The sequence below is a fragment of the Ructibacterium sp. SJQ-7 genome, assembly GCF_054696575.1.
This window is the reverse complement of record NZ_CP195193.1, coordinates 2,705,232-2,720,391: the sequence shown is the minus strand read 5'-3', so window position 1 is coordinate 2,720,391 and position 15,160 is coordinate 2,705,232. Positions and strand designations below refer to the sequence as shown.

The following is a 15,160-nucleotide window of genomic DNA, read 5'->3' as shown; positions in this document are numbered from 1 at the left end:
TCGTTATTTTGCAAAAGTTGTTTTACATTCTGTAAACTTCTTCAGGTGAAACAACCGTTACATTTTCGTCTTTAAGCACTTCAAGTGCCTTTTCGGGATTTTCAACACGAACAATTACAAGTGCGCCCTTATCGCTCTTACCGATAAATGCGTACATATATTCAATAGAAATACCTGCATTTTTAAGTTTTTCAATTTCACCTGCAAGTCCGCCCGGTTTATCAGCAACCGCAAGTGCAATAACGTCCGTAACCTTTACAACAAGATTATTGCTCTTTAGAATTTCAGCCGCTTTATCCGGGTCGTTTACAATCATTCTCACAATACCGAAATCAGTAGTATCCGCAATCGACAATGCACTGATGTCGATACCGTTCTTTCCTATTACATTAAGTATATCCGAAAGTCTGCCCGATTTATTTTCCACAAAAACAGATATTTGTTTAATCAGTTTCATAGCTTTTACCTCCCTATTAATCGTGAAGTTTACGGTTATCTATAACTCTCTTTGCCTTACCCTCACTTCTTGTGATGGTTTTCGGCTCAACAAGCGTTACCTTTGCGCCAAGTCCCAACGTACTGCGTAATTTTGCAACGATATTCTTTTCAATCGCCGCAACAGACTTAACATCATCAGAAAGCATGCCCTCCGACATTTCAACTTGTACTTCAAGAGTATCTGTGTTATTTTCTCTGCCGACAATAATCTGATAGTTAGGAGTAATATCGCCGCCGATTTTCAAAAGTACTTCTTCAATCTGTGACGGGAATACGTTTACACCTCTTATAATAAGCATATCGTCGGTTCTTCCTGCAGGTTTCTTCATTCTTACAAGTGTTCTTCCACATTCGCATTTTTCATAATCAAGTACGCATAAGTCACGCGTTCTGTAACGCATCATTGGCATACCCTCTTTTGTAATCGTTGTGAAAACAAGTTCGCCGAATGAGCCCGGAGGAAGTACTTCTTCCGTATCAGGGTCGATAATTTCAGGAATAAACATATCTTCACAAACGTGCATACCATTTTGAGCAGAACATTCATAAGATACACCAGGGCCTGTGATTTCGGTAAGTCCGTATACGTCATATGCCTTTATACCAAGCGACTGCTCAATCTGATGACGCATATCTTCCGTCCAAGGCTCTGCACCGAATATACCTGCTTTTAGACTAAGTTGGTCTTTAACGCCCATTTCGTTTATTGTTTCGCCAAGATACATTGCGTATGACGGAGTACAGCAAAGGTGAGTTGCACCGAGTTCAATCATAAGTCTGATTTGTCTTTCGGTGTTACCCGATGATGTAGGGATTGTCATAGCACCGATTCTTTCAGAACCGCCGTGTGCACCCAAACCGCCTGTGAACAAGCCATAACCGTATGACACCTGGACAACCGAATTTTCATCGCCGCCTGCCGCCGCAATCTGTCTTGCCATACAGTCTGCCCACATATCAAGGTCGTTTCTTGTATAACCGGCTACAATCTGTCTGCCTGTTGTACCCGACGATGCGTGTATTCTTACAATATCCTTTTTGTCTGCCGCAAAAAGCTCAAACGGATAATAATCTCTCAAGTCCTGCTTTGTTGTAAAAGGCAACTTTGCAAGATCTTTAAGTTCTTTTATATCCTCAGGCTTTACACCCTTTTTATCCATTCTTTCTCTGTACATCGGAACATTTTCATAAACATTCTTTACTTGTTTTTGAAGTCTTTCAAGCTGAAGTTTTTCAAGCTCGTTTCTGTCCATTGTTTCAATTTCCGGCTGATACATTCCCATTGGGTACATCTCCTTTACTTTTTCTTTTTGTTTCTTATAAGCACTGCCGCTATAACAGCCCAAACAACAATAATTGCGACTGTCCAACCTATATAGGTAGTGAATAAATCATGTAGAGTTTTAATCAATAATTGCACTTTTTACTCCTTAAAGTTCATATCCAAGTTCAAACGCTTTAATATTGACATCAAGGAATTTTTCCGGAACAGTTTCCTTTATAACGTCAATCCAAACATTTTTATCTACGTCCATACTCTTTGCCAAAAGTCCGATTAAAACTACGTTTACAGCCTTGATTGTACCTGCCTTTTCCGCAAGAGAAAGTGCGTCAACAGCCTGCAAATTAATCTTTGCACTAAGTTTTTCTTCAATATTCTCAGGATATTCCATAGCACCTGTGATTACAGGCATAGGATTCATTTTTTGAGTATTGGCAATCATCTTACCGCCTTTTTTCAAATAAGGCAAAGCACGCATAGCCTCAAGCATTTCAAATGCCAAAATCAAATCCGCCTCACCGCGGTCTATAATAGGTGAATAAACCTTATCACTGTACTTTACATATGTAACAACACTGCCGCCGCGTTGGCTCATACCGTGAACCTCGCTGACTTTAACGTCATAACCCTCTTTAATTGCAACCTTACCAAGTATACGGCTTGCAAGAAGTGTACCTTGTCCGCCGACACCGACTATCATTATGTTCATTCTACTTTTCCTCCTTTTCAATCGCACCAAACGGACAGACATTTGTACATAGTCCGCAGCCGTTACACTGTGTTGTGTCAATCTTAACAGTATCGCCGTCTAATGAAATTGCAGGACAGCCGAGTTTCATACACATCTTACACTTCTTACACTTGTCTGTTATGTGACAGTGACCCGAATACTTTTTACGCATATTCGGAAGAAGTGCGCAAGGTCTTTGTGCGATAATAACCGAAGGTTCTTCTCTTTCAACTTCTTCTTTTACGACCTTTTCAAAATTCTTTACGTCAAACGGATCTGCAACGACAACGTGTTCAATACCGATTGACTTGCAAAGTGTTATCAAATTAACTTGCTTTGTTTCTTCCTTACGGATTGTGTAACCTGTTGTAGGGTTATCCTGGTGACCTGTCATACCTGTGATTGAGTTGTCAAGAATTATAACAGTATTGTTACCCTTGTTGTATACAATGTCAACAAGACCTGTAATACCCGAGTGCATAAATGTTGAATCACCGATTACTGATACAAGTTTCTTATTAAATTCAGCACCTCTTGCTTTTGCCATACCGTGTGCGGCACTGATTGAAGCACCCATACAAATTGTTGTGTCAACGCTTTGCAGAGGAGGTGTTGCACCAAGTGTATAACAGCCTATATCGCCCGAAACAACAAGACCGAGTTTCTTTAGTACATAGAATGTACCTCTGTGCGGACAACCTGCACACATTACAGGAGGACGAACAGGTGTAGGCTCGTCTATAACGTCAAATTCAGGTGCGTCTGTACCCAAAACAGCTTTCTTTATCATTGACGGTGTATATTCGCCTTGAAGTGTAAATACGTCCTTGCCTATTACATCAACTCCGACGCTCTTACAGAAATCTTCGATAACAGGGTCAAGTTCTTCGATAACGAAAACTTTATCATACTTTGACGCAAATTCTTTTATCTTCTTTTCAGGTAGCGGATAAACTATACCGATTTTCAAATAATCAGCCTTATCGCCAAGTGCTTCTTTTGCATACATATATGCGATACCGCCTGCGATAATACCGATTTTTGAGCCGTTTTCTTCAACTCTGTTAAGAGGTGATGTTTCAGCCATTTCCTTTAGTGCGTTTATTCTGTCCTCAACGACAACGTGACGCTTTATCGCATTACCCGGCATCATTACATACTTCTGCGGATTTTTCTCGTAATCCTTTAATGCAACTTCCTGCTTTTCTTCTTCCTCAACAAGACTCTGTGAATGAGAAACTCTTGTTGAAAGTCTTAAAAATACAGGTGTATCGTATTTTTCGGAAAGTTCATATGCAGTCTTTGTGAACTCCTTACATTCTCCGCTGTCAGACGGCTCTAACATAAGTATTTTAGATGCCTTTGCATAGTGACGTGAATCCTGTTCATTCTGTGATGAGTGCATACCTTGGTCATCGGCAACGCACAATACAAGACCGCCGTTTACTCCTGTATAGCTTGCAGTGAAAACAGGGTCAGCCATTACGTTAAGACCGACGTGTTTCATACAAGACATACTTCTTGCGCCGGCGATTGACGCACCGATTGCAACTTCTGCCGCAACCTTTTCATTCGGCGCCCATTCAACGTATATATCGTCATATTTAACTATATTTTCTGTAATCTCGGTACTCGGTGTGCCGGGATATGAGGAAACAACGCTTACACCGGCCTCATAAGCACCGCGTGCAACCGCTTCATTTCCAAGCATTAACTTTTTCATCATGTAATCCTCCTCGTTATTTAACCATTATTATAATTTTAACAAAATTCGCCTCTATCGTCAAGTACATTGTAGAAAAAAGCAACAAAATATATTATACTTTCATATTAAAATACCCATTTGCATTAAGCAAATGGGTATTTCAATCAAGGACTGTTGAGAAATCAGTTCGTTTTTTGCGAAAATGAACTCGTCGGCGTACATTGGTACGTTAGAGTTTATTGTCACAAAAAGTGCATAGTCAAGCCGTATATCAAAGATAGGCTTGACTATTATTTGTTTTATTTTTTAATCAACTCATAAACATAAAAATAACATTTTGCACGTTACGGACAATTTATCGACAGTTCTTTTTATTCAAGTTCAAATGCACCTGTGTAAAGTTGATAATACTTACCTTTTTGTGCAATAAGCTGTTCGTGATTACCGCGTTCGATAATTCTTCCGAGTTCAAGCACCATAATTACATCTGAATTTCTTACCGTTGAAAGTCTGTGTGCGATAACAAATACTGTACGTCCCGTCATAAGTGCGTCCATACCTCTTTGAACTATCGCCTCTGTTCTTGTATCAATACTTGAAGTTGCCTCGTCAAGTATCATTACGGGCGGGTCTGCAACCGCCGCTCTTGCGATTGACAAAAGCTGTCTTTGACCTTGCGACAAGCTGCCGCCGTCACCCGAAATAACTGTATCGTATCCTTCAGGCAACATATTTATAAACTCATCCGCATTCGCAAGTCTTGCCGCCGCATAAACTTCTTCGTCCGTTGCGTCAAGATTACCGTATCGGATATTTTCCTTAATTGTACCCGTAAACAAGTTTGTATCCTGTAAAACGATACCGAGCGAACGTCTTAAATCTTTCTTTTTGATACGGTTAATATTAATTCCGTCATAAGTTATCGTACCGTCGGCAATATCATAGAAACGATTTATAAGGTTGGTAATTGTAGTTTTACCCGCACCTGTCGCACCAACAAACGCAACCTTTTCGCCGTGGTCGGCATATAATGTTATATCATGCAGTACAATTTTTTCGGGATTATATCCGAAATCAACATCAAAGAATTTAACTTCACCCGTAAGACGTGTATATTTAACACTGCCGTCCTTTTGAACTTCTTTCCAAGCCCACATATATGTCTTTTCTTCCGTTTCAACTATATTGTCGTTTCTGTCGTACTTAACATTGACAAGTGTAACATCGCCGTTGTCCTGTTCTACTTCTTCATCCATAAGATTGAATATTCTTTCCGCTCCGGCAAGTGCCATAACGATTGAGTTAAGCTGTTGCGATATTTGGTTTATCGGCATTGTAAATGATTTTGAAAGTTGCAGAAATGACGCTATAACGCCAAGTGTAAGTCCCGCAACTCCGTTTAGTGCAAGTGCACCGCCGATAATAGCTATAAGCACATACTGCAGGTTACCTAAATTAGCCATAATCGGCATTAGGATATTTGCGTATTTATTAGCCTCTGTTGCGTTTTCACAAAGTTCTTCGTTAATCTTATCAAAATCTTCTTTTGAATGTTCTTCGTGACAGAACACCTTAACGACCTTCTGACCGTTAATCATTTCTTCGATATAACCGTTTACCTTACCGATGGACTGCTGTTGTTTTACAAAAAATCTTCCGCTCGCTCCTGCAATCTTCTTTGTTACAAACATCATACAGGTCGCAAACACCAACACAAATATTGCAAGATAAACATTCGATATAAACATCGCAACAACTACCGATATAATTGTGACTGCCGATGAAAACATCTGCGGAATACTCTGTGCCATCATCTGTCTTAGAGTATCTGTATCGTTTGTGTAGTAACTCATTATATCGCCGTGAGTATGTGTATCGAAATACTTAATCGGCAATTTCTGCATATGAGTAAACATATCGTCACGAATTTTCTTTAACACACCCTGTGCGATTGATACCATAGTTCTGTTATAAAACAATGTAGCAAGTATTCCCACTGCATACACAATACCCATTACGCAGATTGCTTTAAGCAAGCCCGTGAATACAGGGTTTGTACTGCCCAAAAGCGGTGTTATATAGTCATCGATAAGCGTACCGATAAACATTGAGCCGGCAACGTTTGCAACGGCACTCAGCAATATACATATCAATACAAAGATAAATCTGAATTTGTATTTCTTCATATATGAAAGAATACGTTTGATTGTCTTACCGGTATTTTGTGCACCGTGTTTATTCATCGTCACCGCCTCCTTTCACCTGTGAATTATATACTTCACTATATATTTCGTTGTTCTTCAAAAGTTCTTCGTGAGTACCTATTCCGTTTATTTCACCGTTATCCATAACAATTATCTTATCTGCGTCTTCGACAGATGAAATTCTCTGTGCAATAATAATCTTTGTTGTATTCGGTATTTCTTCACGGAACGCACGTCTGATACTTGCATCTGTCTTTGTATCAACCGCACTTGTACTGTCGTCCAAAATAAGGATTTTCGGTTTCTTTAACAAAGCTCTTGCGATACAAAGTCTTTGTTTCTGACCGCCCGATACATTTGAACCGCCCTGTTCGATATAAGTATCATACTTATCAGGGAATGTCTGAATAAATTCATCGGCTTGTGCAAGCTTACATACTCTTTCGATTTCTTCATCTGTTGCGTGGTCATTACCCCAACGCAAGTTTTCTTTGATTGTTCCGGAGAACAACACATTTTTCTGAAGTACCATTGCAACCTCGTCACGCAATGACTCAATATCATATTCCTTTACGTTTCTGTCACCGACAATCACTTCACCGTCGGTTGTATCGTAAAGTCTTGGGATAAGCTGTACAAGGCTTGACTTTGAACTTCCCGTACCGCCTATAATTCCGACAGTTTCACCCGATTTAATATCAAGATTTATATTCTTAAGGCAGAGTTTTCTCTTTTTCTTTGAATATCCGAAGTTTACATTTCTGAATGAAATATCGCCGTTTTTAATTTCATATACAGGATTTTCAGGATTTGTAAGATCGCTCTTTTCGTCAAGTATTTCGACGATTCTTTCAGATGACGCTCTTGCCATTGTAATCATTACGAACACCATTGAAAGCATCATAAGGTTCATAAGAATTTGCATTGTATATGCAATAAGGCTTGTAAGCTCACCTGTTGTCATAGTTGACGCAACGATAAGCTTTGCACCGAACCACGATATGAAAAGCATACAGCCGTATGCCGCGAACTGCATAAGCGGTGCGTTAAATGCCAAAAGTTTTTCGGCTTTTACAAAGTCATCGTATATATCTTCAGAAACGTTTTTAAATTTCTTTTCTTCGAAATCTTCTCTTACAAATGATTTAACAACTCTTATACCTCTCAAATTTTCCTGTACAACGTTGTTAAGTTTATCGTATATCTTGAATACTCGTTCAAATATCGGGTGTGCGTGAGTCATTATAAAATACAATCCGCCGCCCAAAACAGGAATTGCAAGCAAGAATACAAGTGAAAGTTTATGATTTATACCAAACGCCATAATAAGCGAGAATATAATCATTATCGGACCTCTTACCGCAATTCTGACTATCATCTGATAAGCATTTTGTACGTTCGTTATATCAGTTGTAAGTCTTGTTACGATACTTGATGCAGAGAATTTATCAATATTTGAAAATGAGAAGTTCTGTACATTATAGAACATATCCTTTCTCAAATTCTTCGCAAAACCTGCCGATGCACTCGCCGCAAATTTACCCGACAATGCACCGAAAACCAATGAAATTACACATGAAATTGCAAGGGCGATACCTATTTTCAATATGTAATTCATATTTCCAGCGTCAATACCCTTGTCAATAAGCATAGCCATAAGAAGCGGTATTACAACTTCCATAATAACTTCAAGAGTAACAAAAATCGGTGCAAGAATCGAATCACGTTTATACTCTCTTACACTTTTTAATAATGTCTTTATCATCTAATTCCTCCTTTAAAAATGTAGTACGCTACATATTAAGGTAAAAATATACCCTATTTTTCACACTTATCATTGTCTTGGTACATATGTTCGTAAACCTTTGTTAAAAGTTTTTTGAGTTCTTTTTCCTCCTCATCATTTAATGCACCTGTTATCAACGAATCCATATACTTTCTGTGTTCTTTCATTTCACTGCCAAGCTCAAAAGCCTTGTCAAACAAAATAACCTGTCTGCATCTATGGTCCTCCGGATTTACCTCAACACGCACAAAATTATTCTTCTCCATACGCTTTAAAAGTCCGATAATCGTGGAATGTCTTAACCCAAATTCCTGTTCAATCTCCTTTTGCATTACAACATTCTTGCCCTTTTCAAGCATATAAAAAAGTATATTTGCCTGCGAACAGGTTATATCGTATTTCTTCAGATGTGCATTTGCCGCCATAGACATAATCTCATCTATCCTCTTAAAATAAAAGCCTATACCTTTCTTTTTCACAAATACACCTCCTCGCAAAAAAATGTAGCGTACTATACTTTTTGTGTAGTACGCTACATATTATACACATTATTAATATTAATGTCAATAAACCTTTTTCAAAGTTCATATTTTGTTCATTAATTGTTCACGTTATTCGGAAACGTAACATAAATAGTTGTACCTTTGCCGACTTTGCTCTTTACGCGTATAGTCGCATTATGGCAGGCACAAACGTGCTTTACTATTGAAAGTCCCAAGCCTGTACCGCCGACTTTTTTTGAGTGGCTTTTATCAACGCGATAAAAACGTTCAAATATTCTTTCCGTATCTTCGGGCGGTATTCCTATACCCGTATCCTTTACGGACAGTTCCACGCCCTTTGCCGACTCGCCGACAAATACGGTTATTTTTCCGTTATCCTTATTATACTTTATCGCATTGTCAAGCAAGTTATATACAAGCTCACTCACCAATGTCACGTTACCTTTTATGAATGTCGGTATCTTCGTATAATAAATCTGAATACCTCGTTCTTTTGCGGCTTTTTCAAGAACACATATCGCCTCTTCCGTAACCAGCGAAAGGTCGATATTTTCCGGATTTTCAACACTTCCCTGTTCGTCAATATTTGATAGATTTATTATATCATCTATAAGAGTAAGAAGTCGGTCGGACTCTTTTTCTATCTTTCTGCCAAACTCCTTGATGTCCTCCGCCTTTGCCATACCGTTGCTTATCATTTGTGCATATCCCGAAATGGTTGTAAGCGGTGTTTTAAGCTCGTGCGAAACGTTTGCGGTAAATTCACGTCTGATTTTTTCCGTCTTTTCTTTTTCCGCATTTTGATTTGCTATTCTTGCAAAAAACGGTTTCAACTCGTCATATATCTCTGCCTTGCCTATATTATTTATATCCACTTCATTAATCGGATCTAAAATATATTTCGTCAAATGCTTTGCACTCACAAACGAAACAGCAATAACGCATATTAAAATAATAATAACTATCGGCATTATGGTCAAAACCATATACATTATTACTTTTGTCGGCTGTGACATTCTTAATATACTGCCGTTATTCAATTTTACGGCATAATAATATATTTTTTCACCAATCGTTTCGGAATTACGGCTACTGCTCCCGTTTCCGTATGTAACGGCTTGTTTAACTTCCGGTCGTTCAAAATGGTTTTCCATTGTAGTTGTATCCGCCTCGTTATCATAAATAACCGTACCGTCTGATTTGATAAGCGTCACTCGAATATCGGATACATTATCATACATTTTGGTTAATATATTAATTTCACTGTTTTCGTCATAACCGTCTAAGCATTGTGCCAATATATTTGTTCTTGATTTTAAATCTGATTTTTCCTTTATCGAATACTGTGTACAATATGCCACCAAAATAAGCAGCATACTTACTATAACTGATGATATTGTAAGAATTTTCAGCGTGCCGTTTATAGCTTTTCTCATATCTTATATCCTACATTTCTTATAGTTTCGATACACTTACCCTTTTCGCCGAGTTTATGTCTTAAACTTCCTATATGAACATCCAGCGTTCTGCTTTCGCCCTCAAAGTGATAACCCCATATCTTTTCAAGCAAAACCTCTCTCGGCACAACTGTGCCTTTGTTTTTCAGAAGATATTTAAGAAGTTCAAATTCTTTAAACGTTATCGCAATATCCTTTCCGTCAACCTTTACATTCCTGCTTTGGTTGTCCAAAATGATACCCTTGTATTCGATTATATCAGAACTGGCTTGCGGACCGCTCCTGCGAAGGACTGCTTTAATTCTTGAAATAAGTTCCATAACGCCGAAAGGCTTTGTTACATAGTCGTCCGCTCCGTATTCAAAGCCTTTGACTTTGTCACTTTCAGTACCTTTGGCTGTTATCATAATAACAGGAACATTTTTAGTAGTATCGTTGTTTCGTATGTCTTTCAGTATAGCAATTCCGTCTTTATCCGGCAGCATTATATCCAAAAGCACCATTGACGGCAAACGCTCGCCAAGTCGTTTTTCAAAATCTGAGGCACTTTCAAAGCCCTCTGCCTCAAACCCTGCTGATTTCACTGCATACGTTATTAAATCTCTTATTCCCTCATCATCTTCGACGCAATAAATCAAATCCATAAAACAATCCCCCATTTATACATTATTCAACTTCTGACGATACTGAAAACGGCAATATATACTTTTTACCGAATTCAACGCACAATTCTTTATATTCAGGATTGTTTCGTCTGTTACTCATAACGTGATGCACATCATAATTTTCGTCATTGAGTTCAATAATAGCTGCAGCAACGTTTGCACAGTGATCAGATATTTTTTCAAGTGCGGTAATGTAATCGGTAAATACAAAACCTTGATTTACACTGCATCTGCCCTCTTGCATACGCTTTATATGACGGTTTTTAAGGTCATTTCTAAGTCTGTCGATAACGTCCTCCAAAGGCTCAACTTTATTAGCAAGTTTAACATCGTCCTTTGAAAATGCACTGATTGTAAGGTCGATAATTTCACCGACGGCATTAACCATTATAGTGATTTCCTGTCTTGCCTTGTCGGAGAAATGAACGTCTTTATCACGTTTTTCTCTCGCTGTAAATACCAAATCGGCGGTATAGTCCGTCATTTTCTCAAAATCTGATATTGCGTGAAGAAGTATTGAAACTTTCTGCGAATCCGACTCATTCAAGCTCTTTGCCGAAAGCTTTACAAGATATGCACCGAGTGCGTCCTCATATTCATCGGCAAGATTTTCTGTTTCTATAATTTTCCTATCTATCGACTCTGAATACTTTGCAACACATTCCTGTGCCATGGTAAAGCTCTCTTTTACCATATATGCCATATTTGTAGCAAGCGTCATACATTGTTCAACAGCGAATGACGGAGTTTGTAAAAATCTTTCGTCAAGCAAACCGAATGTGCTTTCTTCCGCACCCTCTTTAATTGTCATTCTTGCCAGTTTTTCAAGTAACTTGTTAAACGGCAACAATACAGCCGTTGCAACAACATTGAATATCGTATGAACTATTGCGATATTAAACGGTGTAACAGAATCGCTTACAAATGCAAAATTGAAGATTGCATTTGCCGCATAGAATAATACAAGGAATAAAACCGTACCTATAATATTGAAATACAAATGCACCATTGCGGCACGTTTTGCGTTTTTGCTTGCACCGATACATGATATAAGTGCAGTCACACAAGTACCTATATTTTGTCCCATAATTATAGGAATTGCCGCACCGAACGTTATTTTACCCGTAGAAGAAAGTGCCTGAAGTATACCGACAGATGCAGATGACGATTGTATAACAGCCGTTAAAACAGCACCTGCAAGCACACCTAAAATAGGATTTTGGAACATTGTAAGTATGTTTGTAAATGCCTCAACATCTTTTAAAGGCTCAACAGCCGCCGACATTGTTTCCATACCGAACATAAGTACCGCAAAACCAAGAAGTATGTTACCGATATTCTTCTTAGAGTCGCTCTTTGCAGCCATTGTAAATACAATACCGATAAGTGCTAAAACCGGAGTAAAGTTAGCCGGCTTACAGAGTTGAATCCAAAAGCTGTCCCCCTGTATACCGGAAAGGCTCAATATCCATGATGTAACAGTCGTACCGATATTTGCACCCATTATAATACCTATAGCCTGTCCGAGTTTCATAATGCCTGAGTTTACAAAACCTACAACCATAACCGTAGTAGCTGAAGATGACTGTATAACCGCCGTAACTGCAGCACCCAAAACAACACCTTTTATAGGATTTGACGTAAGTTTTTCAAGTATCTGTTCAAACTTACCGCCGCCAAGCTTTTCAAGACCGCTGCCCATTACGTTCATTCCGTAAAGGAACATCGCCAGTCCTCCGAACAATGAAAATAAGCCAAAAATGTTCATAATTTTATCCCCTTATTTATATATTTTATAAAATCCTCTAAGCTAATTATATATAATCTATGTAAAATTGTATTCAAGCCTATCTTAAATTTATGTAAAATCTTTTAAAACTCGCCAGCTTTCGATTAATTTTTCAAGCGAAAACATTGCGTTTGCAGGGCTTGTAGACGGCAGTTTTACCGCATTTAAGTCAGAATTGTATTTTACAAACAATTTATACGCGGTATTTCCGTTTGTAAAGATTTTTTTAATTTCAGCCGTTTGTAAAATCCGTCTTAAATCATTCGGCGTAACATTTTTTATAGAGCTGTCGGACGAACCTTCTATGTCACAGCTTGCAATAACATCCCAAACCGCAATATTATGTTTTATCAAAAATGCTTTTTTCTCCTCTGTCGTGCCCGGACAGACGTCATTCATAACATTCGCAAGCACCTTCCAAAACCTGTTCTGCGGATGACCGTAGAAAAAGTTTGCTTCACGTGATTTTACAGACGGGAAACTGCCGAGTATAAGTATTTTTGAATTTTTATCGTATATGGGTTCTATTGTATGAAATTCCATTTCTATCACCTCTTAAATAATACTGTATAAACCTTAAATACACCTTAATTTTATAAAAATATCAGTGGAAATCAAATTTTGTATTGACTATTATATTTTTATATTATATCATAAAAATATTCATAAATAAAGAAAGGATTATAGATTATGAAAACAGCAAACGCACCATTGTTTAAAGACCCTATTCATAACGGAGCCGCTGACCCTGTCGTTATATATAATGAAGAAACAGGCACTCATTATATGCTTTACACCGCAAGACGTGCAGACGTTGAAGAAGAAGGCGTAATGTGGGTACACGGTACTGATATAGGAATTGCGGAAAGTAAAGACAACGGTAATTCATGGGAATATATAGGTATATGCAAAGGCCTTGAATACGGCGAAGGCAAAAATACATATTGGGCACCGGAGGTTATACGTTTCGGCGAGCTTTATCATATGTATGTAAGCTATGTTCCGGGAATTCCTGCCGACTGGAATCACCCGCGTTACATTCTTCACTACACCTCAAAAAATTTAATTGATTGGAATTTTGAAAGCAAGCTTAACCTTTCATCAGAAAAGATTATTGACGCTTGTGTATTCAGGCTACCAGACGGTATTTTCAGAATGTGGTACAAGGACGAGCGGAACGGCTCTCATACATATTTTGCCGACAGCAAGGACTTATATAATTGGGAAGTTAAAGACTGTGCCGCCGATGATGTTCCGCACGAGGGCGCTAATGTATTTGAATTTGGCGGTAAGTATTGGCTTATAACCGACTGTTGGAGCGGTTTGGACGTCTATTATTCGGACGACCTTACGACTTGGACAAAGCAAAGCAGTCGTATTCTTGACATAGGCGGTACAAGAGAAGATGACGGAGTTATCGCAAATCACGCCGATGTATATGTAACGGACAACAACGCATATATTTTCTACTTCACTCACCCTGACAGACAAAAAAATATGCTTGAAAACAATATCGGAAACGAACGCAGAACGTCAATTCAAGTTGCCGAACTTGAAGTTAAAGACGGTGTTTTGGTATGTGACAGAAATAAGGATATATCGGTTAAACTTAAATAATATAAAAAGGTTAGACGAAATTCCGTCTAACCTTTTGTATTACTTTGATGTAGTTATGCTTATACTGTTTCCGTCACTTGTCATTACAATATCGCCGCTTTCATCGGTGCGATACACTTCCACACCCGCGTCACTTAGTTTACTTAAAGTTTCTTCATTAGGGTGACCGTATGAATTGCCTTTTTCTACGCTTATCACGGCATACTGTGGCATAACTTCACGCAAAAACGGATATGACGTTGACGTTCTCGAACCGTGATGACCGACTTTAAGCACCGTTGATTTCAAATCCGCACCGCTGTTTAATATTTCTTCTTCCTCGTCGCTTTCGGCGTCACCCGTAAATAAGAATGATGTGTTTCCGTATGTGATTTTTAATACTATTGACGTACTGTTTAAATCCTTGCCGTTTTCGTCAACAGGTCCTAAAAATTCAACCGTACTGCTGCCAAGCTGAATTTCGTCACCGACATTCGGGTGCTTGATTTCAACATTTTGTTCTTCCGCTTTTTTCTTGAAATTTTTATACGCTTTTGTATTCGCCTCTGTTTTCGGTGCATATATGTTGTCCGCTTTTGTTACCGACAACGCGCCCGACAAACCGCCGACGTGGTCCTCGTGAGCATGAGAGCACACAACATAATTAAGCTCCGTAATATCTTCTTTCTTTAAATATGCCGCTACCACATTACTGTCCGCAACATTTCCGCCGTCTATCATCATCGTTTCGCCGTCACATTCTATAAGCGCCGAATCGGCTTGTCCTACATCTATAAAATGCACCTCAAAATTTGAATTTTCAGGTATATCCGACGGGTTTACATTGCTTCCCGATATTCCGAATGACATAATAAATGCCATTAACATATTTAAAATCTTACTCATCTTCTGCTCTCCCTTCATATATAAAATTATTATAACTTA

General features: G+C 38.5%; 14 protein-coding genes. 1 reads left to right on the top strand and 13 read right to left on the bottom strand.

Annotated elements, in window-relative coordinates; translation table 11 throughout:
* Positions 1–22: 22 nt before the first annotated feature.
* The 12 genes from ACSAMO_RS11880 to ACSAMO_RS11825 form a co-directional block, all read right to left on the bottom strand.
* Entirely contained in the window at positions 23–457 is a 435-nt protein-coding gene (locus ACSAMO_RS11880) for an ACT domain-containing protein (RefSeq protein WP_022229942.1), read from the bottom strand.
* Positions 458–473: 16 nt separating this feature from the next.
* Positions 474–1,781: a phenylacetate--CoA ligase family protein gene (locus tag ACSAMO_RS11875; RefSeq protein WP_308455739.1), complete on the bottom strand. Its 1,308-nt coding sequence runs from the start codon at positions 1,779–1,781 to the stop codon at positions 474–476.
* 14 nt (positions 1,782–1,795) lie between these two features.
* Positions 1,796–1,918: a hypothetical protein gene (locus ACSAMO_RS11870; protein ID WP_337600292.1), complete on the bottom strand. Its 123-nt coding sequence runs from the start codon at positions 1,916–1,918 to the stop codon at positions 1,796–1,798.
* A 10-nt stretch (positions 1,919–1,928) separates the two neighbouring features.
* On the bottom strand, positions 1,929–2,489 hold the full coding sequence (locus ACSAMO_RS11865; RefSeq protein ID WP_147514621.1) for an indolepyruvate oxidoreductase subunit beta: 561 nt from the start codon (positions 2,487–2,489) through the stop codon (positions 1,929–1,931).
* Between the two features lies 1 nt (position 2,490).
* Complete coding sequence (gene iorA / locus ACSAMO_RS11860; RefSeq protein ID WP_412275749.1) at positions 2,491–4,233, bottom strand: indolepyruvate ferredoxin oxidoreductase subunit alpha; 1,743 nt, start codon at positions 4,231–4,233, stop codon at positions 2,491–2,493.
* A 353-nt stretch (positions 4,234–4,586) separates the two neighbouring features.
* On the bottom strand, positions 4,587–6,458 hold the full coding sequence (locus ACSAMO_RS11855; RefSeq protein ID WP_412275751.1) for an ABC transporter ATP-binding protein: 1,872 nt from the start codon (positions 6,456–6,458) through the stop codon (positions 4,587–4,589).
* Positions 6,451–8,184 (bottom strand): ABC transporter ATP-binding protein, encoded by a 1,734-nt coding sequence (locus ACSAMO_RS11850; RefSeq protein ID WP_147514618.1) that lies wholly within the window; start codon positions 8,182–8,184, stop codon positions 6,451–6,453. Before ACSAMO_RS11850 ends, ACSAMO_RS11855 begins: the two co-directional genes overlap by 8 nt.
* Positions 8,185–8,237: 53 nt before the next feature.
* Positions 8,238–8,684, bottom strand: a complete 447-nt coding sequence (locus ACSAMO_RS11845; RefSeq protein WP_022229936.1) for a MarR family winged helix-turn-helix transcriptional regulator — start codon at positions 8,682–8,684, stop codon at positions 8,238–8,240.
* A 119-nt stretch (positions 8,685–8,803) separates the two neighbouring features.
* Entirely contained in the window at positions 8,804–10,144 is a 1,341-nt protein-coding gene (locus ACSAMO_RS11840; protein WP_499209386.1) for a sensor histidine kinase, read from the bottom strand.
* Positions 10,141–10,809 (bottom strand): response regulator, encoded by a 669-nt coding sequence (locus ACSAMO_RS11835; protein ID WP_337599188.1) that lies wholly within the window; start codon positions 10,807–10,809, stop codon positions 10,141–10,143. Before ACSAMO_RS11835 ends, ACSAMO_RS11840 begins: the two co-directional genes overlap by 4 nt.
* Positions 10,810–10,831: 22 nt before the next feature.
* Positions 10,832–12,598 (bottom strand): Na/Pi cotransporter family protein, encoded by a 1,767-nt coding sequence (locus tag ACSAMO_RS11830; protein ID WP_308455733.1) that lies wholly within the window; start codon positions 12,596–12,598, stop codon positions 10,832–10,834.
* Positions 12,599–12,688: 90 nt separating this feature from the next.
* Positions 12,689–13,162: a DNA-deoxyinosine glycosylase gene (locus ACSAMO_RS11825; protein WP_337869906.1), complete on the bottom strand. Its 474-nt coding sequence runs from the start codon at positions 13,160–13,162 to the stop codon at positions 12,689–12,691.
* Between the two features lie 147 nt (positions 13,163–13,309).
* On the opposite strand from ACSAMO_RS11825, the gene ACSAMO_RS11820 reads away from it, so the two are divergent.
* Complete coding sequence (locus ACSAMO_RS11820; RefSeq protein ID WP_337599189.1) at positions 13,310–14,236, top strand: glycoside hydrolase family protein; 927 nt, start codon at positions 13,310–13,312, stop codon at positions 14,234–14,236.
* A gap of 39 nt (positions 14,237–14,275) precedes the next feature.
* Here ACSAMO_RS11820 and ACSAMO_RS11815 read toward each other — a convergent pair whose 3' ends face one another.
* Positions 14,276–15,121: a ComEC/Rec2 family competence protein gene (locus tag ACSAMO_RS11815; RefSeq protein ID WP_499209385.1), complete on the bottom strand. Its 846-nt coding sequence runs from the start codon at positions 15,119–15,121 to the stop codon at positions 14,276–14,278.
* Between the last annotated feature and the right edge of the window lie 39 nt (positions 15,122–15,160).

Bases quoted from the DNA above. Each gene is read 5' to 3' on its own strand.
- ACSAMO_RS11880 (WP_022229942.1), bottom strand. From the start codon at position 457: ATGAAACTGATTAAACAAATATCTGTTTTTGTGGAAAATAAATCGGGC.
- ACSAMO_RS11875 (WP_308455739.1), bottom strand. From the start codon at position 1,781: ATGGGAATGTATCAGCCGGAAATTGAAACAATGGACAGAAACGAGCTT.
- ACSAMO_RS11865 (WP_147514621.1), bottom strand. From the start codon at position 2,489: ATGAACATAATGATAGTCGGTGTCGGCGGACAAGGTACACTTCTTGCA.
- iorA (WP_412275749.1), bottom strand. From the start codon at position 4,233: ATGAAAAAGTTAATGCTTGGAAATGAAGCGGTTGCACGCGGTGCTTAT.
- ACSAMO_RS11855 (WP_412275751.1), bottom strand. From the start codon at position 6,458: ATGAATAAACACGGTGCACAAAATACCGGTAAGACAATCAAACGTATT.
- ACSAMO_RS11850 (WP_147514618.1), bottom strand. From the start codon at position 8,184: ATGATAAAGACATTATTAAAAAGTGTAAGAGAGTATAAACGTGATTCG.
- ACSAMO_RS11840 (WP_499209386.1), bottom strand. From the start codon at position 10,144: ATGAGAAAAGCTATAAACGGCACGCTGAAAATTCTTACAATATCATCA.
- ACSAMO_RS11835 (WP_337599188.1), bottom strand. From the start codon at position 10,809: ATGGATTTGATTTATTGCGTCGAAGATGATGAGGGAATAAGAGATTTA.
- ACSAMO_RS11830 (WP_308455733.1), bottom strand. From the start codon at position 12,598: ATGAACATTTTTGGCTTATTTTCATTGTTCGGAGGACTGGCGATGTTC.
- ACSAMO_RS11825 (WP_337869906.1), bottom strand. From the start codon at position 13,162: ATGGAATTTCATACAATAGAACCCATATACGATAAAAATTCAAAAATA.
- ACSAMO_RS11820 (WP_337599189.1), top strand. From the start codon at position 13,310: ATGAAAACAGCAAACGCACCATTGTTTAAAGACCCTATTCATAACGGA.
- ACSAMO_RS11815 (WP_499209385.1), bottom strand. From the start codon at position 15,121: ATGAGTAAGATTTTAAATATGTTAATGGCATTTATTATGTCATTCGGA.